Annotated in this window: 22 protein-coding genes; 14 read left to right on the forward strand and 8 right to left on the reverse strand. The window is 72.5% G+C overall.

The genetic code is table 11. The features are described from left to right. Nucleotides 1-161: 161 nt before the first annotated feature. Entirely contained in the window at nucleotides 162-1,535 is a 1,374-nt protein-coding gene (locus ACFVZW_RS06015) for a VWA domain-containing protein (protein WP_384517330.1), read from the reverse strand. Then, nucleotides 1,532-2,401 (reverse strand): AAA family ATPase, encoded by an 870-nt coding sequence (locus ACFVZW_RS06020; RefSeq protein ID WP_384517332.1) that lies wholly within the window; start codon nucleotides 2,399-2,401, stop codon nucleotides 1,532-1,534. Before ACFVZW_RS06020 ends, ACFVZW_RS06015 begins: the two co-directional genes overlap by 4 nt. 376 nt (nucleotides 2,402-2,777) lie before the next feature. Here ACFVZW_RS06020 and ACFVZW_RS06025 point away from each other — a divergent pair, with 376 nt between their 5' ends. The 3 genes from ACFVZW_RS06025 to ACFVZW_RS06035 all read left to right on the forward strand — a co-directional run bounded on the left by ACFVZW_RS06025 (nucleotide 2,778) and on the right by ACFVZW_RS06035 (nucleotide 5,504). Then, nucleotides 2,778-3,974, forward strand: a complete 1,197-nt coding sequence (locus ACFVZW_RS06025) for a PP2C family protein-serine/threonine phosphatase (RefSeq protein ID WP_384517334.1) — start codon at nucleotides 2,778-2,780, stop codon at nucleotides 3,972-3,974. Between the two features lie 210 nt (nucleotides 3,975-4,184). Next, nucleotides 4,185-4,793, forward strand: coding sequence for a hypothetical protein (locus tag ACFVZW_RS06030; protein WP_384517337.1), 609 nt, complete (start codon nucleotides 4,185-4,187; stop codon nucleotides 4,791-4,793). Between the two features lie 336 nt (nucleotides 4,794-5,129). Next, on the forward strand, nucleotides 5,130-5,504 hold the full coding sequence (locus ACFVZW_RS06035; protein ID WP_384517340.1) for a luciferase family protein: 375 nt from the start codon (nucleotides 5,130-5,132) through the stop codon (nucleotides 5,502-5,504). 26 nt (nucleotides 5,505-5,530) lie between these two features. Here the strand turns inward: ACFVZW_RS06035 and ACFVZW_RS06040 are convergent, their stop codons facing one another. Continuing rightward, nucleotides 5,531-6,019 (reverse strand): PaaI family thioesterase, encoded by a 489-nt coding sequence (locus ACFVZW_RS06040; protein ID WP_384517343.1) that lies wholly within the window; start codon nucleotides 6,017-6,019, stop codon nucleotides 5,531-5,533. Nucleotides 6,020-6,126: 107 nt separating this feature from the next. On the opposite strand from ACFVZW_RS06040, the gene ACFVZW_RS06045 reads away from it, so the two are divergent. The 3 genes from ACFVZW_RS06045 to ACFVZW_RS06055 all read left to right on the forward strand — a co-directional run bounded on the left by ACFVZW_RS06045 (nucleotide 6,127) and on the right by ACFVZW_RS06055 (nucleotide 8,258). Next, a complete protein-coding gene (locus ACFVZW_RS06045) occupies nucleotides 6,127-6,600 on the forward strand; it encodes a winged helix-turn-helix transcriptional regulator (protein ID WP_384517346.1) in 474 nt (157 codons plus the stop codon). 78 nt (nucleotides 6,601-6,678) lie between these two features. Beyond that, nucleotides 6,679-7,557, forward strand: a complete 879-nt coding sequence (locus tag ACFVZW_RS06050; RefSeq protein WP_384517348.1) for a YhjD/YihY/BrkB family envelope integrity protein — start codon at nucleotides 6,679-6,681, stop codon at nucleotides 7,555-7,557. Between the two features lie 200 nt (nucleotides 7,558-7,757). After that, a complete protein-coding gene (locus ACFVZW_RS06055; RefSeq protein ID WP_384517351.1) occupies nucleotides 7,758-8,258 on the forward strand; it encodes an NUDIX domain-containing protein in 501 nt (166 codons plus the stop codon). A 48-nt stretch (nucleotides 8,259-8,306) separates the two neighbouring features. Here the strand turns inward: ACFVZW_RS06055 and ACFVZW_RS06060 are convergent, their stop codons facing one another. Beyond that, a complete protein-coding gene (locus ACFVZW_RS06060; protein WP_384517354.1) occupies nucleotides 8,307-8,828 on the reverse strand; it encodes a hypothetical protein in 522 nt (173 codons plus the stop codon). A gap of 173 nt (nucleotides 8,829-9,001) precedes the next feature. Here ACFVZW_RS06060 and ACFVZW_RS06065 point away from each other — a divergent pair, with 173 nt between their 5' ends. From ACFVZW_RS06065 to ACFVZW_RS06075, 3 genes are all read left to right on the forward strand, one after another. Then, nucleotides 9,002-9,220 carry a hypothetical protein gene (locus ACFVZW_RS06065; protein ID WP_384517357.1) on the forward strand — a complete coding sequence of 73 codons (219 nt, stop codon included), beginning with the start codon at nucleotides 9,002-9,004 and terminating at the stop codon, nucleotides 9,218-9,220. A gap of 57 nt (nucleotides 9,221-9,277) precedes the next feature. Next, nucleotides 9,278-9,775: a peptidylprolyl isomerase gene (locus ACFVZW_RS06070; RefSeq protein ID WP_384517360.1), complete on the forward strand. Its 498-nt coding sequence runs from the start codon at nucleotides 9,278-9,280 to the stop codon at nucleotides 9,773-9,775. A 256-nt stretch (nucleotides 9,776-10,031) separates the two neighbouring features. After that, nucleotides 10,032-11,177 carry an epoxide hydrolase family protein gene (locus tag ACFVZW_RS06075; RefSeq protein ID WP_384517363.1) on the forward strand — a complete coding sequence of 382 codons (1,146 nt, stop codon included), beginning with the start codon at nucleotides 10,032-10,034 and terminating at the stop codon, nucleotides 11,175-11,177. Nucleotides 11,178-11,195: 18 nt separating this feature from the next. On the opposite strand, the gene ACFVZW_RS06080 is transcribed toward ACFVZW_RS06075, so the two are convergent. Both ACFVZW_RS06080 and ACFVZW_RS06085 read right to left on the reverse strand, forming a co-directional pair. Then, the gene (locus ACFVZW_RS06080; RefSeq protein WP_384517366.1) at nucleotides 11,196-11,963 is read right to left on the reverse strand and encodes an alpha/beta fold hydrolase; all 768 of its coding nucleotides are present in this window, start codon (nucleotides 11,961-11,963) and stop codon (nucleotides 11,196-11,198) included. 71 nt (nucleotides 11,964-12,034) lie between these two features. Then, a complete protein-coding gene (locus tag ACFVZW_RS06085; protein WP_384517368.1) occupies nucleotides 12,035-12,292 on the reverse strand; it encodes a type B 50S ribosomal protein L31 in 258 nt (85 codons plus the stop codon). Between the two features lie 191 nt (nucleotides 12,293-12,483). Here ACFVZW_RS06085 and ACFVZW_RS06090 point away from each other — a divergent pair, with 191 nt between their 5' ends. After that, complete coding sequence (locus ACFVZW_RS06090) at nucleotides 12,484-12,699, forward strand: hypothetical protein (RefSeq protein ID WP_384517371.1); 216 nt, start codon at nucleotides 12,484-12,486, stop codon at nucleotides 12,697-12,699. 21 nt (nucleotides 12,700-12,720) lie between these two features. Here ACFVZW_RS06090 and ACFVZW_RS06095 read toward each other — a convergent pair whose 3' ends face one another. Further along, complete coding sequence (locus ACFVZW_RS06095; protein ID WP_384517373.1) at nucleotides 12,721-15,216, reverse strand: SpoIIE family protein phosphatase; 2,496 nt, start codon at nucleotides 15,214-15,216, stop codon at nucleotides 12,721-12,723. Between the two features lie 293 nt (nucleotides 15,217-15,509). Between ACFVZW_RS06095 and ACFVZW_RS06100 the strand changes: the two genes are divergently transcribed. The 4 genes from ACFVZW_RS06100 (at nucleotide 15,510) to ACFVZW_RS06115 (ending at nucleotide 18,285) form a co-directional block, all read left to right on the forward strand. After that, nucleotides 15,510-15,779, forward strand: a complete 270-nt coding sequence (locus ACFVZW_RS06100) for a hypothetical protein (RefSeq protein ID WP_384517376.1) — start codon at nucleotides 15,510-15,512, stop codon at nucleotides 15,777-15,779. Nucleotides 15,780-15,867: 88 nt separating this feature from the next. Continuing rightward, on the forward strand, nucleotides 15,868-16,377 hold the full coding sequence (locus ACFVZW_RS06105; protein ID WP_384517379.1) for a DinB family protein: 510 nt from the start codon (nucleotides 15,868-15,870) through the stop codon (nucleotides 16,375-16,377). A gap of 182 nt (nucleotides 16,378-16,559) precedes the next feature. Continuing rightward, nucleotides 16,560-17,966 carry an FAD-binding oxidoreductase gene (locus tag ACFVZW_RS06110; RefSeq protein ID WP_384517382.1) on the forward strand — a complete coding sequence of 469 codons (1,407 nt, stop codon included), beginning with the start codon at nucleotides 16,560-16,562 and terminating at the stop codon, nucleotides 17,964-17,966. A gap of 52 nt (nucleotides 17,967-18,018) precedes the next feature. Next, nucleotides 18,019-18,285 (forward strand): hypothetical protein, encoded by a 267-nt coding sequence (locus ACFVZW_RS06115; RefSeq protein WP_329112541.1) that lies wholly within the window; start codon nucleotides 18,019-18,021, stop codon nucleotides 18,283-18,285. On the opposite strand, the gene ACFVZW_RS06120 is transcribed toward ACFVZW_RS06115, so the two are convergent. Further along, nucleotides 18,282-19,013 carry a hypothetical protein gene (locus tag ACFVZW_RS06120; RefSeq protein ID WP_384517385.1) on the reverse strand — a complete coding sequence of 244 codons (732 nt, stop codon included), beginning with the start codon at nucleotides 19,011-19,013 and terminating at the stop codon, nucleotides 18,282-18,284. The two genes, ACFVZW_RS06115 and ACFVZW_RS06120, sit on opposite strands and share 4 nt — an antisense overlap. Between the last annotated feature and the right edge of the window lie 140 nt (nucleotides 19,014-19,153).

Consider the following 19,153-nt stretch of genomic DNA (forward strand, 5'->3'; position numbering starts at 1 on the left):
GTGCCAGGAGTTCGGCCTTGGGCACTCCGGCGAACTGTTCGAGCGTGGTGTATCCGGCGGCGGTGAACGCCCGCGTGGCCGGTGCTCCGAATGCCCCGCGGAAGGTCCGTGCCCGACGACTCGTTAGGCTTCGTCATGCCGCGATGGTGACACGACGGGCGTCAGACCGGCAGCAGCCGCCCGATCAGTTCGCCCAGCTGCCGCGCGTTGCGGCACGGGTGCATCTCCACCAGCTCGGCGTAGGTGAGCGCGACCGAGTCGCCCGTCGACCAGAGCGAGGGCTGCTCCGGGTTGAGCCAGTGGATCCGGCGGGCCCGGTCCGCGATCAGCTTCAGCGCCGGCACGTTCGGGTCGCTCATGTTCGTCCGGGCGTCGCCGAGGACGAACACGGCGGTGCGCGGTCCGATGGCGTCGGCGTACCGCTCGGCGAACTCGCCCAGCGCGGTCCCGTAGTCGCTCTGCCCGTGCCAGCCGGTCAGTTCGGCCTCCTCGAGGATGCGTGCGCCGAGACCCGCCGGATCCGCCGCGCCCCGCGCGATCAGATCGGTCACCTCGTCGACCTGGTTGACGAAGGCGAACACCCGGAGCCTGCCGAACTGGTCGTGCAGGGCCTGGACCAGCAGCATCGTGAAGTTCGCGAACCCGGCGACGGATCCCGAGACATCGCAGAGCAGGACGAGCTCCGGCCGCCCGGGACGGCGGCGCCGCAGCACCGGCCGCATCGGGACGCCCCCGGTCGACAGCGAGCCGCGCAGCGTCCGCCGCAGATCGATCCGCCCCCGCGCGGCGCGCCGCCGCCGGGCCGCGAGACGGGTGGCCAGCTTTCTCGCCAGCGGCCGTACCGTCGTGCGCAGTTCCTCCAGCTGGGCGCGGCCCGCGAGCAGGAAGTCGACACCGTCCGCCGTGCCGGCCACGGCACGCCGTGCGACCCGGTCCCTGCCCTGGCGTTCGGCGACCCGCCGCCGGGCCTCGGTCCGCACCCGTTCACGGAAGGCCTCGATGCGCCGCCGGATCTCGTCGTCCGTCAGCCGGTCGGTGAAGTCGGGGTCGTCCGCCGCGGTCTCCCGGAGCATGGCCCGCACGCGCGCGAGCAGCGTCTCGGGACGGAGACGGGCGAGGGTCTGGTACGAGGACCAGCCGTCGGAGTCCGGCGCGGAACCGTATCCGCCGAGGCCGCCCACCGCCTCGCCCGCGAGCCGCGTCAGGGCCGGCCGGTCGTCGGCCGCCAGCGCGGCTGCCAGCCGCTCCCGCAGCGCGGCCGTGTCGAACTCCTCGGCCGTGACCCCCTCGTCCGGGCCGGCGGTCAGCGGGAAGTACAGGTCGAAGACGCGGTCGAAGAGAGTGCGGTGCGTCTCCTTGTGGAGCAGGGTGGCGGCGAGCGCCTCTCGCATCCTTTCCCGGTCGGTGAAGCCGATGACCTCCAGGGCACGGCCCGCGTCCACGCTCTCGCCCGTACCGATGGAGAGGCCGTGGGCGCGCAGGGCGTGCACCAGACCGGTGAGCCGGTCCGGCACGCCCGTCGGCGGGGTGCTCACACCGCGTCCAGGTCGAGCTTGGCCGCCGCCTTCTGGATGTCGTCCTGATGCTTGAGGATCACGCCCAGGCTGTCGCGCACCACCGTCTCGTCGAGCGTGTCGGCGCCCAGCGCGAGCAGGGTGCGGGCCCAGTCGATCGTCTCGGCGACCGACGGCACCTTCCGCAGGTCCATCGCGCGCAGCGCGCCGACGACCCGCACCACGGAGGCGGCGAGGGCCTGGTCGAGCCCCGGCACCTTCGTGGTGACGATCCGGCGTTCCAGCTCCTCCTCGGGGAAGCCGATGTGGAGGAAGAGGCAGCGGCGGCGCAGCGCCTCGGAGAGCTCGCGGCCCGCGTTGGAGGTGAGGACGACGAAGGGGCGCCGGGTGGCGGTGATCGTGCCGAGCTCGGGGACGGTGATCTGGAAGTCGCTGAGCACCTCCAGGAGCAGCCCCTCGACCTCGACGTCGGCCTTGTCCGTCTCGTCGATGAGGAGCACCGTGGGGTCGGCGGAGCGGATCGCGGTGAGCAGCGGGCGGGGGAGCAGGAACTCCTCGCTGAAGATGTCCGTGCGCGTCTCGTCCCAGGACTCGTCGCGGCCCGCCGTGATGCGCAACAGCTGTTTCGCGTGGTTCCACTCGTAGAGGGCGCGGGACTCGTCGACGCCTTCGTAGCACTGGAGCCGGACGAGGCGGGCGTCCGCGACCTGGGCGACGGCCTTGGCCAGCTCGGTCTTGCCGACCCCGGCAGGCCCTTCGACGAGGAGCGGCTTGCCGAGCCGGTCGGCGAGGAAGACGGTGGTGGCGACGGCGGGCGAGGCCAGATAGCCGGTGGCGGCGAGCCGCTCGGCGACATCGTCGACGGAGGTGAAGTACCCGGTCGTCATCGGTGGTTCTCCCCGGAGCCGCGGAATGTCTCGTACTGGCCAGTAGCCAGAAACGTACTCGATCAGCTCCCGCCGCGGTCCACAACCGTTCGGACCGCAAGTGCGGCCAAGGTCACCGGCGTTACGGGTGATACGGGGGTTACGGGTGTTACGGGCAGGGCGCCGCGTGCGGCGACGACGGTGAAGGTCGGGGGGAATCGTGTGATGGTCGGACGAGATCGTCGGCGCGGCGTAGCGTGGCGGCGGAAAGATCTGGTGATGGGGTCACGGAATGTGATGGACTCCTGGTCCGGCCGGTGCGGCGCGCGGGCGCGTCGCACCGCTGGTCCAATGGGATATGTGCGCTGCTCGGGGCCGTAGCGGCGGTGGAGGTGCCTTGTCGGAGCGAGCGGGGGACCCGGCCTCCCTGGTCGAGGAACACGCGGCTGTCCTGGCCCGGCTGAGGGCCGCGACGGACGCGATCGGAGAGATCGGCTCGCGCCCCGACGAGCAGGGCATCTGTGAGGACCTGGCCGCGTTCCTCTGCCGGCACGGGTACGAGGCGGCGGCCGTTGACGTCCGGCCCGAGGAAGGGCCCGGCTGGGCGCGTGCCGCCGTGGCCGGGGACCCCAAGCTGGTGGACCGGGTGGAGCCTCGGCACGAGGAGAGGGCGCCCCACACGTACGCGGACGTGGCTCCCGGCGGTGTCGCCGTACGGGTCGTGTCGGCGCCCCTGGAGTGGCACGGCCGGGTCATCGGGTCCGTGAGCGCCGTCAGCGCGCGGGCCACCGCCCCGACCGAGCACGAGACGGCCACCGTCCACGACGCGGCACGGCTCGCCGCGGTCCATCTCGGCCACGCCCGTCGGCTCAGTGCCACCGAGCGGACCGCCTTCCACCTCCAGCAGGCGCTCGTCGCCGAGCCCGGCCGGCCGCACCCCAACCTGGAGGTCTCCGGCCGCTATCTGCCGGTCGGCGCCAGGACCCTGGTGGGCGGCGACTGGTTCGAGACCGTACGGCTCCACTTCGGCCGCAGCCTCCTCGTCGTCGGCGACGTGATGGGGCACGGCCTCGACGCGGCCGTCGACATGAACGCGTACCGCTCGGCGCTGCGGGACGTGGCCTCCACTGACCTGCCGCCCCACCGGGTGCTGCGCCAGCTCGACTCGGTCGTCGCGGACGACGGCGGGCTGCGGCCCGCGACCTGTCTGCTGGTCCAGGTCGATCCGGCACGCGGCTCGGCCACCTTCGCCAGCGCCGGGCATCTGCCGCCCGTGATCTTCGCCGCCGACGGCTCCGCCGACCTCGTCGAGCTCCCCGTCGGCCCGCCGCTGGGCACCGGCGTCGGCGGATACGAACCCGTCACCCGCGCCCTCGCCCCCTCCGACACCCTCGTCCTCTTCACCGACGGGCTGGTCGAGCGGCGCGGCGAGGACATCGACGTCTCGCTCGCCAGGCTGTCCTCCCTCCGGCTGCGCCCCGGTTCGGGACCCGAGGAACTCGTGGAGGAGGTCCTCCAGCGGCTCGACGCCCACCACGCCGAGGACGACGTCGCCGTCCTCGCGGCACGCTTGCGCGAACGCCACGCGACATAGGGAGGCCGGCGGATCACCACCGGGGCCGCCGCCGGCAGGCCGCGCGCCCCCGAGGGCCGGTGCGGCGCGGTCACCCGAACGCCCCGGCCCAGGTGCGCCCCGGTGGCCCAGGCCGTCGCATGGAGCCGGGAGGCGGGTCCACCCGGGCTCGCCCATGCCCGGCGAGCCCTCGCGGGCGGCGCCGGGCAGGACGAAGGGACCGCTGTGTACGTGCGCACGCTGTATGCGACAGGAGATCCGGCCAAGCTCGGCGCCGCCGTCGACGCGACCGCCGCCGAAGGCCGTGCCCTGGTGTCGGAGCTACCGGGATTCCGGGGCATGGGGCTGTTCGTCGACCGAGAGCTCGGAAAGCTCCTGACGGCCACCTGGTGGGACGACGAGAAGTCCCGGCAGGACAGCGACGAGCAGCTGCGCGAACGGCGGGCCGTCGAGCTCGCGCCGTTCGCACAGACCGCGGCCGTCGACAACTGGGAGGCGGCGGTCGCCAGGCCCCCGCGATCCGTCGGACCCGGGGCGTGGTTCCGGCTGGCGCGGCTGGAGTTCGACCCCGCCGACACGGACCGCCTGGCGAGCTTCTTCCGGGACGTGGCACTGCCCCGACTCGACGCCCTGCCCGGCTTCGAGGGCGGATCCCTGCTCGTCGACCGTGCCAGGGGGCGGGCGAGCGTGGGCGTCGTCTGGAGCGACCGCGACGCGTTGGCGGCCTCCCGCGCCGGAGTCGCGGCGATCAGGGGCGAGGCCACCGCGCAGGCGCGCGTGATCACGCGGAGCATCGAGGAGTTCGAGGTGGTCTTCGCCGGCGTCACCCCGCCGTCCTGACCGCGGCCGCGGCCGCCGGGGGCGCGCTCCGGGCATCGCGCCCGACGGCCGTCGCCGGGACCGCGCCACACCCCCGTCGCGGCGTCCCGCCGCCCGGACCGCGTCACTCCGCCGTCCGTATCGCGCCACGACGTCCGCAGTCCCGACCGCACCCCTACGGCCGCCGCCCGACCCCCTCACGAACCGCGCCGACGCTCCCGAACAGCCCTCAACGCGAGGCGCTTTGTGAGCCCGTGCGCGCCCTGCGTCACCAGGGACGTATCGGTTTCACGCCTCGGCGCGATTCTTTCCGCCGGACGCTTGTGCAGGGCCCTTCGCCCCGGCACGCTCCTGGGTATGAACACAGCCCGGCACGCCGGTGAACGTCTGATGAGCTGGCCCTCGCTGGTCCCCGGCCGCGTGCAGTGCGGCGCCGAACTCGGTCTTCGCACCGCGACGCAGGACATCGTGCACTTCCACGGTGAGCACGAGGCCGACGTCCACCTCACCCGAGCCATGATCGCGAAACTGCGCCCCGCCCTGCTGGGCTCCAGCGCCGTCCGACTGCGCGCCGGATCGGGCTGGGTGACGGTCCGTCTGGACATGGGCTCCGACATCGACCTGCTGGCGACGCTGGTGAGCGCGGCGCTCCAGGCTTCCACCCGGGTCCCGGACACCGCACCCGACGGCTGCACCCGCACCCGTACCCGCCTCACCTCCGGACCGCGCTGAGGCCACCGCCGCCGGGGGCGCCCGCGTCAGCCGATCGGGAACAGCATGCACGTACTCGTGGCGTGTCCGAGCAGCCGGTCGGAGGAGTCGTAGAGTCCGGCCTCCGCGAGCGCCGTGCGGCGGCCCTGGCTCATCACGGTGCCGATCGCACGGATCTTCCCCGTGTCCAGGGTGATCGGGCGCAGGAACCGGGTCGACAGGTCCAGCGAGGTGTACGCCATGCCCTGGGGGAGCGTCGAGTGCACGGCGCACCCCGCGGCCGAGTCCAGCAGCGTCGCGTACACGCCCCCGTGCATGCTGCCGATCGGGTTGTAGTGCTCCTCGGCCGGTTCGAAGCCGAACACCGCGCGGCCGTGCTCCACCTCCTCCAGCGAGAAGCCCAACAGCGCCCCGAGCGGAGCGCCCGGAAGCCGGCCGGCCGCGATCTCCCGCAGGAAGTCCAGCCCCGCCATCGTCCCCGCCGCGCTCGCGGTGGCCGCGGCGTCCTCCCACTCGACCGTGCGTGACCGCTTCATGCCCGTCCCGTTCCCTCGTCCGACCGCGCCACCTGGCTGCGAAGATCGAAGCTAGCCTTGCCGTCGGCTGACTGTCAACGACGAAGTCAGCTGGGTAGAGTGTGGCGATGAAGTGGCTGGAGACGGACACCGCGAACTGCTCGGTCGGCCGTACGCTCGACGTCGTCGGCGAGAAGTGGTCCCTGCTCATCGTCCGGGACGCCTTCAACGGCGTACGCCGTTACGAGGAGTTCCGCCGCCACATAGGCCTGTCCGAGGCCGTCCTCGCCGACCGGCTGCGCAAGCTGACGGCCGCCGGCATCCTGCGCGCCGAGCCCTACCGGGAGCCCGGGACCCGCACCCGCTCCGAGTACCGGCTCACGCCCAAGGGGCGCGATCTGTGGCCCGTCCTGCTCGCCCTCAAGCAGTGGGGCGACGCCCACGCCGCCGATCCCGAGGGACCCTCGCTCGACATCCGGCACACCGGCTGCGGCGCGCCCGTCCGCGTCGTCGTCGAGTGCCAGGGCGAGGAGCACGCCACCCTCGGCCCGAGCGACGTCTCCGTCCGTCCCGGCCCGGGCGCCCGGCCACTCGCGCACTGAAACCCGCCGGCCGCTCGCGTACCCCCGTTCGGAGGCATGACGGAGGGGTCACGGCGCCCGACGGGTACTCCCCGTGACATGCCCCCCACTCCCGGTGCGCCCCACGACGGTGCCCCCGCCGAGCACGGCCACTGGTTCCACCGGCTCCATCGGTCCCTCCTGACCTCGGTCGTCGGGCTCGCCTGGAACCGCGGGCGCGACGTGGAGCTCATGCACCGCGCGATGGGCTTCGCGGCGCTCAGCCTGCTCACCCTCGTCCCCCTGCTCATCGTCGTCGCCGCCGCCGACCTCGCCAGCGGCCAGGGCTTCGCCCGCTGGCTCGTCCAGGGACTCGGCGTCTCCGAGGTGTCGCAGGAGGAGGTCGAGCAGCTGTTCGGCAAGCCGGGAGCGGCACTGCAGCGCACCACGGCCTTCGGCCTCGCCGCGCTCGCCGCGTTCGGTGTGACCTTCGGCTCCGCGGTGCAGACCGGCTACGAACGGGTCTGGGACCTGCCCACCGCCCGCTGGCACACCATGTGGCGCCACGTCGTCTGGCTGGCCGTCCTCATCGCCGCCCTCCTGCTCTTCGTCGAGGCCCCCGAGCAGAACTCCAGGACCGTCACCGTCTTCGTCGCCGTCGGTGACATCATCGGCGCCTTCCTCTTCTTCTGGTGGTCCCAGCGCTTCCTGCTGTGCGGCCGCATCCGCTGGCGCGCGCTCGCCCCGGGAGCCGTCTGCACGGCCCTGGGGCTGTTCGGGCTGCGGATCTTCTCCCAGTTCGTCTTCTCTCCGCTGATCGCCTCCAACGCGGTGACGTACGGTCAGTTCGGTACGGTCCTCGTGCTGCAGTCCTGGCTGGTCGGCGTCGGCTTCGTCGTCTACGGAGCCGCCCTCGTGGGGCGTCTGATCCACGAACACCTGGTCCTGCGCCGGATCGACCACCTGCCGGGCGAGCTACCGGACGACGAGCTTCGGTGAGGCCGGGGCCGTCACTGGGCCGGACCCACGTGACCCGGCTGCCCCGCGACCGGGGCCGGCTGGTCATCATCGCGTACGGGGCGGGCCTGGCGACTCCGTGATCACACCATCCGGTGACGCACCCGCGGCACGCCGGATGCGGGCTTCCCCGACCGGTTGGATGGAGGTGATCCATCCGCCCGTCGAAAGAGAGCTGCCCCATGGCGAACACCTGGCTGCCGCCCGCCGAGTACGTCGCGACGCTGCCGAGGGCGACGGCGTACGCCTGCCTGTACTTCACCGACACCGACGGCCGGCCGTTCCAGTTGCGCGCCACCTACCGCACCGAACTGTGGCAGTGGCCGGGCGGCAACATGGACCCGGGCGAGACCCCGTGGGAGACCGCCGTACGCGAGTGCCACGAGGAGACCGGGATCGTCTTCGAGGGCGAGCCGCGGCTCCTCGGCACCCACTTCGTGTCGGACCGCGGTGAGGAGTGGCCGGCCAACCACATCGGATTCATCTTCGACGGCGGCGTCCTGACGGACGAGCAGCTGGCCGGTGTCGTCCTCGACCCGGACGAGCACAGCGAGTTCCGTCTGCGCACCCTGGCCGAGTGGCGGCGGGAGATGACGCCGGGGAGCTTCGCCCGGCTCGTCGAGATCGACCGCGCCCGCCGTTCCGGCTCGACCGTGTACGTCGAGACGGGCGCGGACCTCTGAGGCCCGCGGCGGGGCCGTCACCACGACGGCCCCGCCCGGCGTCCTTCCTCAGGCCCGGCAGCCGACCGGGTGGTTGATGTCGAGCACGAAGCGCTCGGGGGAGTGGAGCGTGAAGGTCTTGTAGCCGGGCTTGGTGTCGAAGGCCGCCCCGATGGTCACCACACCCTCGAAGTCGCCGGTCAGGGCGACGCCCTTGAGCATGGGCAGGGAGATCTTCAGGAGCCGGGGACCCTGGTAGACGGACCGGCCGGACTCGTCGTGCGCCGCGGCGGGGGAGAAGCGGATCTCCAGGAAGTACTTCCCCTTGAGCGGAACCCGCTCGCCCGAGCCGTCGTAGTGCAGTGCGGCGACCGGGGTCACGGTGACCGGGGGCATCGCGCCCCGGACGTCGACGACGAGCCGGTCGAAGGAGGGGTGCCCGCCCCAGCGGGCGTTGACCACCAGGGCGGTCGCGGGCGGTGTCGTCGCCCGGGACCGCTCCGTGGAGGCGCCGGCGGGGATCGTGGCACCGATCCCGGCGGCCAGAAGAATGCCGGCGGCCACAGCCGCGAGGCTCTGACGGTGAAGCATGACGTCCCCCATTTCCTGCCTGTACGGGGACAGTGGTGTCACTGGGAAAGACATCCCTCGCGACCATACGGTTGCATATATTTTAGAGGGAATTGGGGTGATATGAACATCGCGTTCTGTGCCACCTGGGATGCAGGCCGTAACCCCGGGGCCTCTCGACAGTTGACCAGGGCATGAAGAAGCGCAGCATGCTCGCCATCGCCTCCCTCGCCGCCGGTGTCGTCACGGCCCTCGTCACCCCGCCGCCGCACGCCTCCGCGGCCGACCACGGCGCGACCGGCAGCACCGGTCTCCTGCAGAACGACAATCCGGTCACCCCCCTCCTCGACGAGGCCGCCCCGCACGTGACCGACGCCCTGCCCCAGGCGCCGGACGCAGGCGGACTGCTGTGACCCTCCGAAAGGCAGCCCGTGCGCGCACTGCGTGAGCGGGAATGACAGGATGTCCCCATGAGCAACAACGTTTACTTCGACATCACGATCAACGACGAGCCCGCGGGCCGCATCGTCTTCCAGCTGTTCGACGACGTCGTCCCGAAGACGACGAAGAACTTCCGTGAGCTCGCCACCGGCGAGCACGGCTTCGGCTACGCCGGCTCCCCGTTCCACCGCGTCATCCCCGAGTTCATGCTCCAGGGTGGCGACTTCACCAACCAGAACGGCACCGGCGGCAAGAGCATCTACGGCGAGAAGTTCGCCGACGAGAACTTCCAGCTGAGCCACGACCGGCCGTACCTGCTGTCGATGGCGAACGCGGGCCGCAACACCAACGGCTCCCAGTTCTTCATCACCACCGTCGTGACCCCGTGGCTCGACGGCAAGCACGTCGTCTTCGGCGAGGTCGTCGAGGGCCAGGACCTGGTCAAGAAGATCGAGGCCCTGGGCTCCCGCTCCGGCGCGACCAGCGCCAAGATCGCCGTCGCCGCGTCCGGCGTCGTCGAGGCCTGAGCCGTACCGGTTCGCGTACCACCCCCGTGAGGGGATCACGTCCGGCCGTCACCGCGCACCATGCCGCGGGGACGGCCGGACGTCGTTATCGGGATGCGCCGCTCCGGCGCTGCCGGTACGGTCGGAGAACACGCCGAACCAGGAGGTGAGCCCGCATGTACGACGACCCGCACTTCGAACGGGCCCTCCTCAGCGCGTCTGTCTGATCCGCGCACCGGGAGCGCCCGCCGGCCGAGCACTCCTGAGCGAAGGAACCATGACCGTCACACCCTTCCGGATCTCCGTGTCCGACGACGTCCTGCACGACCTGCGGCACCGTCTGAACCGCACCCTCTTCACCGAACCGTCCGACTCCACCTACTGGGCGGCAGGCGCCGATCCCGGACATCTGCGCGAGCTCGTCGCCTACTGGGCGGACGGCTTCGACTGGGCGAAGGCGGAGGCGGTCCTCAACACCTATCCGCAGCATCTCGCCCAGGTGGCGGGGCGACCGGTGCACTACGTCCATCTGCGCGCCCGGCGCACCGAGGGCGGCCCGGAGCCGCTGCCGCTGATCCTCTCCCACGGCTGGCCGAGCACCTTCGTGGAGATGCTGCGCGTGGCCGACCTGCTCGCCGACCCCGCCGCCCACGGCGGCGACCCCGCCGACGCCTTCGACGTCGTCGTCCCCTCGCTGCCCGGCTTCCTCTGGTCGGCCCTGCCCGCCGGGCCGTTCACCCGCCGCGGGGTCGCCGAGACCTGGCACACGCTGATGACCCGGAACCTCGGGTACGAGCGCTTCGGCGCCTTCGGCGGGGACATCGGCGGAGGCGTGACGCAGTGGCTCGGTGCCCTGTACCCCGGCGAGGTCGCCGGAGTCCACATCACCTCCGCCGTCGTCACCGGTGACTTCGAGGCGCACCCGCCCACCCCCGAGGAACGCACCTACCTCGACGCGCTCGCCGCCTACGACGAAGGCGACCAGGGCTACAGCGAGATCATGTGCACCCGGCCCGACACCATCGCCGCCGCCCTGCGGGACTCACCGGCCGGACTCCTCGCCTGGATCGCCGACAAGTACCGCGACTGGAGCGACTGCGCGGGCGACCTCGAGTCCCGCTGGGACCGGGACACCCTGCTGACGGTCGCCACCCTGTACTGGGCCACCGGCACCATCGGTTCGTCGTTCCGGCAGTACTACGACTACCACCACAACCGGGCCGTCCCGCCCGTCGAGGTCCCCGCCGCGGTCACCCTGAGCCATGAGCCGGCCTACGCGGACTTCCCCCGCAGCCTCGCCGAGCGCACCTTCCGCGACCTGCGGCACTGGAACACCCCGCGCCGCGGCGGTCACTTCATGGCGCACGAGGAACCCGAGCAGGTCGCCGCCGAACTGCGTGCCTTCTTCCGCCCGTTGAGGTGAGAGCCGGGTTCGCGGAGGTCAGCGGCGCTCGACCACCAGGGCCCGCGCCAGCGCCTCCGCGAACCCGTCCGCGTTGTCGAGCATCAGATTGTGACCGGCCTTCGGGACCTCGAACACCGGGACCCCGAGCGCGCGCATCCGCTCCGTGTCGGCGTCCGGGAGGCTGTACTCGCCGACAAGGAAGGCGCGCGGCCGGTCGAGACCGGCAAGCAACTCGCCCTCCGAGGGCGATGCGCCCTCGACCAGGGCGACGGCGCTGCGGTGCACCGCGAGCGGATCGGAGAGCCGCAACCGTGCCGCGTAGTCCGACCGGTCGACGGAGGCCAGCATCCGAGCGAAGCCGTCCCGGACGAAGGACTCCTCGTCCTGGGCGGCGACCGGTGTGCTGAACGCGCCCCCGCCGGGATACAGGTTCGGCTCGGCGACCACGAGCCGCGCGATCAGATCGGGCCGGGCGGCCGCCAGCCGGACGGCGACCGCCCCGCCCATCGAGTGCCCGATCAGCTCCACCCCCGCCGACCCCCGGTGGTCCAGGACCCGCGCCACGGCAGCGGCCTGTGCCGCCATGCCGTAGCCGAAGTCCCGTGGCCGGTCGCTCAGTCCGTAGCCGAGCAGGTCGACGAGGAGCGCGGGGCCGCCGCGCAGCGCGGGATGCGTCGCGATGTGCGCGAAGTCGGAGGTGCCCGTGCACCCGAGGCCGTGCAGGAAGACCCGCACGGGCCCCTCCCCGGGCAACTCGATCCACCTGATGTGCGCCCGCACGTCCGTCAGGAACAACTCCCGCACGACCGACCCCCGTACCGTCCCGACACCGAACCGACCCGGTCACCTTACGGGCCGGCACCGACAACGCCGGATCAGGACTCCTCGCCGCCCTCGCCGTAGCGGCGCTCGAACTTCGAGATCCGGCCCTCGGAGTCCACCGTGCGCGCCTTGCCCGTGTAGAAGGGGTGGCTCTCGGAGGAGATCTCGACGTCGACCACCGGATAGGTGTGGCCGTCGTCCCACTCGATGGTCTCCTCGCTGGTCGCCGTGGACCGGGTCAGGAAGGCGAACCCGGCGGAGCGGTCGCGGAAGACCACCGGGCCGTACTCCGGCTGCTTGTCCTGCTGCACTGTTCCTCCTCGGGCTGCCTGCTGATGGGCCAAGCCTCGCCGGGACGGGCCCGGCCGACCAGCGCCGCGTGCCGACCGGGTGAGGGCACGGGTCCGCCGGCCGTCGTTCCGTCGTGATCGTTTCCGGGCTACCGTGTGCGGACGCGGGTGCCCGGGTGGGCGCCGGCTCGACGACGTGGGGGGAACTCGTCATGACCACGGTTCTTGTCTTCTTCGGGGTGCTGGGCGCGGTCGTCGTGCTGCTCATCGTGAAGCTGATGCGCCGCGGGAGCGGCCACACCGAGAACGCCGACGGCCTTCTCATCGAGCAGGCTCGGCGCGACCAGGCATGCGACGACCGCACGTCGTTCTCGTCCTTCTCCGCGCACAACGCGCCGCCGACACAGACCGACAGCTACCGCCCGTGACGTCTCGGTCCGGCCGGCCGTTCAGTCCGTCCAACGAGCGGCGAGCAGGACGGCGATGTCGTCCGGCCGGTCGGTGGCCTGCCGGGCGTCGCGGATCAGCCGGTCCGCAGTCTCCGTGAGGGGGATCTGTCCGGTGACGGAGAAGGTGCGGCGCAGCCACTCGACGCCCTCGTCGATGTCGTGGCCCGGACGCTCCACCAGGCCGTCCGTGTACAGGGCGAGGACCGCGCCCGGGTCCAGGTGCAGTTCGGTGACCGGATACGTGGCGTCGGCGTCGATCCCCAGGACCAGACCGCCTGCGAGCTCCAGCACCTCCGCCGTCCCGTCCGGGCGCCGCAGCAGCGGCTGCGGATGCCCGGCCCGGACGGCCTCGGCCACACCCGTCGCCGGGTCGAGCACCACATAGCAGCAGCTGGCGAACTGCCCCGGGTCGAGGTCGATCAACAGCCGGTTGGTGCCCATCAGCACATCCTGCGGGGCATGACCGGCGAGGGCGAAGGCCCGTACCGCGCTGCGCAGCTGACCCATCGTGGCCGCGGCGGCGACACCGTGCCCCTGGACGTCGCCGACCACCAGGGCCAGCAGCCCCCGCCCCGTCTCGACCACGTCGTACCAGTCGCCGCCCACGTCCATGCCCTGCGTGCCGGGCAGATACCGGGCCACGGTGTCGACGTGGTCGAGGACCGGCAGTCGCGCCGGGAGCAGCGCGTCCTGCAGCCCGCGAGCGAGGGCGGACTCGCTGTCGTATCTCCGGGCTCGCTCAAGGGCCTGGGCGATGAGGCCGGCCAACGCCGTCAGGACCGTGCGCTCCTCCGGGCTGAAGCCGCGCGGGCGCTCGAAGCCGAGGATGCACGAGCCGACCGGCCGGCCCGAGGCGATCAGCGGCAGAAAGGCCCGGGCCCCGGAGAGCGCGTCCAGCGGGAGTCCCGGATAGGCCCGGCTCATCTGCTCGATCGACTCGAAGAACAGCGGCCGGCCGGTCGTGAGCGCCTCGACACCCGGCAGGTGCGCGTCAAGACCCACACCGTCGAAGGGTTCCAGGAACCCCGGCGGGAACCCGGTCTCCCACGCCAGATAGAGATGACGTTCGCTCAGCAGGTAGATCGCCAGCTGTCGGCCGCCGAACGCCGGCAGCAACTCGTCGGTGACGACGGCCGACACCTGGCGTGCCGTCACCGCTTCGGACAGGGCGATGGCGAGTGCCACCGGCCGGTACAGAGCCGACGCCCGGTCCGCCGGCGAGCCGAGACCGGTGTCCGGGTGGGCGACGGAGCCGGGCGTGTAGGCGGGGTCGCTTTCGGGGAGCAGCACCAGCGTGACGCCGTCGTGGCCGGGATACAGCGAGACCGACAGCCAGTCCCCTTCGGGGGTGTGGGCCAGGAAGTGCACGGGCTCCTCGGAGAGCAGCGCGGCACGCAGATGCTCCTCGTACGCGGGATGGCCGAACCACGGCAGGGCCTCCCAGAGGGTCAGCCCGGCGAGTGAAGCGCGCGGTACGCCGAGGAGAGCCTCGGTGAGGTGGTTGACGTACGTGATCCGGCCGAGGCGGTCGATCGCGAGGATGGCCCGTGGCAGCCGGTCGGTGGCGTCGGAGCCGACGAGACCCGTGCCGAGGTCGACCAGAGAGCCGGTCAGCCTTCCCGGGCGGTCTCCCGCGGCACGGGCGGAGACCTCCAGGAGGTGGAGCCCGCCGTCGGGCCCTTTGAGCCGGATCCGGCGTGCGACCTGTGCCCCGGACTCGGCTGCGCGGCGGGCCATCGCCCACAGTGCGGCACTGTCCTCGGGTGCGAGGCGCGCGGAGAGCGCCTCGATGGTCCCGGGGAAGGTGTCGCTCTCCTCGCCGATGATCGCCCGCAGCCCCGCGTCGGCGGTGACGGTGCCGCTGGTCAGGTCCCAGTCGAAGTAGCCGATCCGGACCGGTTTCGTGCCGCCCGAGGGCAACTGGACGCAGATCGGTTCAGCCGGCCATTCGACGAGGGTGCCGGCCTCGGCGAGTTCGGCGAGGGCATCCCCGAGCCGGCGCGCCTCCCTGGCCAGCCGCATCCGGTCCCGGGTGTTCACCGGGACGCCGGGGCTCGGCGTACGCAGCACCACGAGCACCCCGTAGCGTTCCCGGCCGCTGACGATCGGCGCGTACAGGGATCCGAAGGGGAACGGGAGACTGGCCACGAGCTGGGGGAACCGTCGCATCGCCTCTTCGACGTCGGCGAGGTGCACCGGCTGGCCCGAGCGGTGGGCCTCGGCCACCGGGAACGGGCGGTTCACATGCATCCGCCACCAGGGCCGGAACAGCGGGCCGGGGAGTCCGGCGAGCACCGCCATGCGGAGCAGGTCCGGTGTCCCGGACCGCAGATAGACCCCGCCCGCGTAGCCGCCGACCGCCTCGATCGTCCGGAGCGCGCCCTCGGCCAGCACCAGAGGCAAGGCGTCGAGCAGCCGCCCGTCGGTCTCCGCGCTCCCGGGAACGTACCCGGTCCCGGCCGACGGGGCAGGGCCGGCCACGCCGTGCGACGTCACACAGTCAGCATGCTCCCCGGTCGTGCGGCCCCGCATCTCGGCGTGGTCGCGCGACGCACCGGCCCGGACACACCCGGTCACGCCCAGTGTGCCGCCATGGGACCGGCCGGCCGGCTCGTTCGGTACCCGAACGCTCGCCCTGAGGTTCTCGCCGAGGCGGGCCACTGCGCCCCCGAGGAGTCCCCGCAGAGGCCGGCCGAGGACGTCCTCGCCCGCTGATCCGCGCCGACGACGTCGTGACCGGTGCGGACCCGACCGGTCTGCGCGAGCATGGACGGCGAGAGGCAGGTGTCATGGAGGCGTCCGTGCTGACCGCGGTGGTCGCCGCCGCGGCGCTGGTGTGCCGGGCCGCGGTGCTGGAGATGCGTACGCCCGGCGCGGGCCGTCGTGCCTGGGCCTTCGCCACCGACCGGCGGGCGCTGGGAGCCGGGGCGGGGGCGGCGCTCGCGCTGGGAGCCGTGGGCTGGGCGACCGTCGGCGGAGCCGAGGTGGTGGTGTGGGCGGTCCTGGCCGGGATTCTCGTCGCCTCGCTGACGGCCGAGCGGCGCCCACCGGGGGAGTGAGCGGGGCCCCGGCGTAAGTCGGTGGAAGGCCGGGCCCGGGGTCAGTAGGTTCGGTACCCGCACCGGATCATGACGAGGAGCAGCGACAGTGACCACCGACGCGCGGGTCGAACCGCCCCACCTCGGCAGCGAACGCGACACCCTGCGGGCCTTCCTCGACTACCAGCGCGCGACGCTCGCCATGAAGTGCGAGGGGCTCGGCGACGAGCAGCTGCGGGAGAAGTCCATGCCGCCGTCCACGCTGTCGCTGCTCGGCCTGGTCCGGCACATGGCCGAGGTGGAACGCGCCTGGTTCCGCCGGGTCTTCGAGGATGGCGAGGCGCCGATGGTCTGGTCGGACGAGATCGACTTCCAGGCCGCCTACGACGCGAGCACGTCGACCCGCGCCGAGGCCTTCGCCGCCTGGGAGGCCGAGGTCGAGACCTCCCGGCGGATCGAGCGCGAGGCCGCGTCCCTGGACCTCACCGGACACCAGCCGCGGTGGGGCGAGGACGTGTCGCTGCGGATGGTGATGGTGCACGTCCTGCTGGAGTACGGCCGCCACAACGGGCACGCGGACTTCCTGCGCGAGGGCGTCGACGGGACCGTCGGCGCCTGAGCGTTCCTACGAGGGCGTCAGGGAGATCCCCCACAGCTCGGCGATCGCGGCCGCACGGGCTTCGCGCGCGTCCCCCGCGGCGTCCGCACCCTCGCCGAACTCGCACGGCTACGGCCAGCGCTGGCAGCGGCTCCCGGCCGGTGGGAGCCTGACAGGAGGGGCGGATCGGCCGAGGAGCGACGATGGGCACACCTCCCGCGGCGCCGCGCGTGGACGAGGCGGCATTCCAGGAGCTGGAGCGATCCTTCTCCGGCAGACTCGTCCGCTCCGACGACCCCGCCTACGACGAGGCCAGGCGCATCTGGAACGGGTCCATCAGCAAGTTCCCCGCCCTCGTCGCCTATTGCACGGGCGTCGCCGACGTCGTCGCCGCGCTGAAGAGCGCGACACGCAGTGGGCTGCCGGTCGCGGTGCGGAGTGGGGGTCACAGCTTCCCGGGCCAGTCGCTCTGCGACGGCGGCCTCGTCATCGACCTGTCCGCCATGAACGGCATCCGCGTCGATCCGGTGAACCGCACGGTCAGGGCCCAGGCCGGAGTCCTGCTCGGAGCGCTGGACCGCGAGACGCAGCACTTCGGCATGGCCGTGCCCGCCGGGATCGTGACGCACACCGGTCTCGCCGGGCTCACCCTCGGCGGCGGCATCGGCTGGCTGATGCGCAAGTACGGACTCACCGTCGACCAGCTGCTCTCCGCCGACATGGTCACCGCCGACGGCGGCTTCGTCACGGCCGACGAGAACCACGAGCCCGAACTCTTCTGGGGCCTGCGCGGCGCCGGCACCAATTTCGGCGTCGTCACCGAGTTCGAGTTCCGGCTCAACCCCGTGGGCCCCACCGTGCTCGCCGGACCGATCCTGTGGCCGCTGGAGGAGGCACCGCACGTGCTCGCCTTCTACCGCGACTGGATCACCGACGTCCCCGACGAGCTGACCACCATCGTCGTCCACCGCAAGGCCCCGACCCTCCCCTCGATCCCTCCCGAACTGCACGGCAGGCCCGTCATCGCGGTGATCAGCTGCTACGCCGGGGACATCGAGACGGGCGAGGAGGTCCTCCGTCCGCTGCGGAAGTTCGGGACGCCGCTGCTCGACCTGTGCGCACCCAAGCCCTTCCTGCAGCACCAGTCCATGTTCGACCCGTCGTTCCGCCCCGGCTGGTGGTACTACGTCCGCTCCTGCGACATCGAGAGGCTCGACGACGAGGTCATCGGCATCAGCGCGGCCCACGCCCTGCAGCTCACGTCCCCGCTCTCGACGTGCAACATCTTCCACCTGGGTGGTGCGGTCGCCCGCGTGGGTGAGGACGAGACCGCGTGCAGCGGACGGGGCGTGGGCCACACCTTCAACATCAACGGCAACTGCTTCGACGCCGAGGGCTTCGACGAGGAGCGCGCCTGGGCGCGCTCATGGTGGTCCGCTCTGGAGCCGTACCACGCCGGTGTCTATGTCAACTTCCTCATGGAGGAGGGAGAGGCACGCGTCGAGCAGGCGTACGGGGCCGACAAGCTCCGCCGGTTGCGCCTCCTCAAGAAGGAGTACGACCCCGGCAACGTCTTCCGCTCCAACCAGAACATCGCCCCGGCGGCCTGACCGCACCTGCCTGACCGGGCGATTGTCAGTGCCGGGTGCGATGCTGCCGGGTATGGACGAGCTGATGCGAGGCCGTGTCTACGGCGCCGACCATGACGATCCCGATCCCGGCCCCCGACCCGGGCACGTCTACCGCGAGCTGGTGGCGGGCCCCTTGGACGGCCTCCTGCTCGACGTCACCGGCTGGACCGCGCGACAGCTCGAGGAGGGGGCCGCCCTGGCCACGGAGATCGGCTCCTACGGCCCGGGCGGCCACGCTCGCTACGGGCCGCGCGAGGGCGACGCCGTGCACTGGGACTGGGAGGGCGACACCCGCTAGTTCAGCCCTTCGGGCCAGGGGAAGCCGAGTGCTTCCACGTGCTCCCGGCTGCCGCCTCTGACCTGGGCGAAGGTCTTCGGATCGGTCGCTTCCAGCCGTGTCAGGGCAGCAGTGGCCCTGGCCTCCGGAGGGGTGTCGCCCTCCGGCAGGCTCCAGACGAACTGAAGCCACGGCCCGTCCGTGTCCTGGTCCGTGACGCCGACGGCGAGCGCGACGAGGGCGGCCGCGGCACGGTCGAGGGGAGCGAGTGCCTCCACGGCATGGCCCATGAAGTCCCGGAGCAGTCCGAGCGTCCGGAGGTACGGGATGTCCTCGGGCTCGCCGAGCCGGGCCAGGAGGCCGATGCCGAGGCACACGGCCACGCCGCTGGTGCCCGTACGGGTCAGCCGGCGGCCGAGTGCCCGTGCGGTCGTCTGGTCTTCCAGGGGCAGATCGGCGAGGGCCCAGCGGATGTGATGGTCTCGTACGCCCAGCTCGTCCAGGCGTCGCTGCACCTCGTCGGCGGCGCGCACGGTGTCCGGGTCGGTCAGGAAGGGGGTGAGGGCGTCCACGGCGGTCCGACGCGCATTGAGACGGTCGAGCGGGGAGCGCGGCCGGGAGGGCCGGTCGGGTGAGGGGTAACCGCCTTCGGGGAGGCGGCCGTCGGGCTCCGCGCGGTGAAGGCGCAGGGCGTAGTCGTACAGGGAGGGCCGAGGGGTGAGCGCGCCGCGCTCGTCCGGGGCGCTCACAGGGCGGAGTGGGACTCGATTCCGTAGGTCATGCGGGGGATCCTGCCAGACCCCGTCGACCCCGCGCGAGCGAATAGAGCGGCGCCCGCGCAGGGCTGCCGTGGGGCGGCGGGGCCGGGCCCCGGCCCCGCCGCGCCCCC

The sequence above is a fragment of the Streptomyces sp. NPDC059567 genome, from assembly GCF_042735655.1.
Taxonomy (GTDB): Bacteria; Actinomycetota; Actinomycetes; order Streptomycetales; family Streptomycetaceae; genus Streptomyces.

Bases quoted from the DNA above. Each gene is read 5' to 3' on its own strand.
- ACFVZW_RS06020 (WP_384517332.1), bottom strand. From the start codon at position 2,401: ATGACGACCGGGTACTTCACCTCCGTCGACGATGTCGCCGAGCGGCTC.
- ACFVZW_RS06035 (WP_384517340.1), top strand. From the start codon at position 5,130: ATGAACACAGCCCGGCACGCCGGTGAACGTCTGATGAGCTGGCCCTCG.
- ACFVZW_RS06040 (WP_384517343.1), bottom strand. From the start codon at position 6,019: ATGAAGCGGTCACGCACGGTCGAGTGGGAGGACGCCGCGGCCACCGCG.
- ACFVZW_RS06045 (WP_384517346.1), top strand. From the start codon at position 6,127: ATGAAGTGGCTGGAGACGGACACCGCGAACTGCTCGGTCGGCCGTACG.
- ACFVZW_RS06050 (WP_384517348.1), top strand. From the start codon at position 6,679: ATGCCCCCCACTCCCGGTGCGCCCCACGACGGTGCCCCCGCCGAGCAC.
- ACFVZW_RS06055 (WP_384517351.1), top strand. From the start codon at position 7,758: ATGGCGAACACCTGGCTGCCGCCCGCCGAGTACGTCGCGACGCTGCCG.
- ACFVZW_RS06060 (WP_384517354.1), bottom strand. From the start codon at position 8,828: ATGCTTCACCGTCAGAGCCTCGCGGCTGTGGCCGCCGGCATTCTTCTG.
- ACFVZW_RS06065 (WP_384517357.1), top strand. From the start codon at position 9,002: ATGAAGAAGCGCAGCATGCTCGCCATCGCCTCCCTCGCCGCCGGTGTC.
- ACFVZW_RS06070 (WP_384517360.1), top strand. From the start codon at position 9,278: ATGAGCAACAACGTTTACTTCGACATCACGATCAACGACGAGCCCGCG.
- ACFVZW_RS06075 (WP_384517363.1), top strand. From the start codon at position 10,032: ATGACCGTCACACCCTTCCGGATCTCCGTGTCCGACGACGTCCTGCAC.
- ACFVZW_RS06090 (WP_384517371.1), top strand. From the start codon at position 12,484: ATGACCACGGTTCTTGTCTTCTTCGGGGTGCTGGGCGCGGTCGTCGTG.
- ACFVZW_RS06100 (WP_384517376.1), top strand. From the start codon at position 15,510: ATGGAGGCGTCCGTGCTGACCGCGGTGGTCGCCGCCGCGGCGCTGGTG.
- ACFVZW_RS06110 (WP_384517382.1), top strand. From the start codon at position 16,560: ATGGGCACACCTCCCGCGGCGCCGCGCGTGGACGAGGCGGCATTCCAG.
- ACFVZW_RS06115 (WP_329112541.1), top strand. From the start codon at position 18,019: ATGGACGAGCTGATGCGAGGCCGTGTCTACGGCGCCGACCATGACGAT.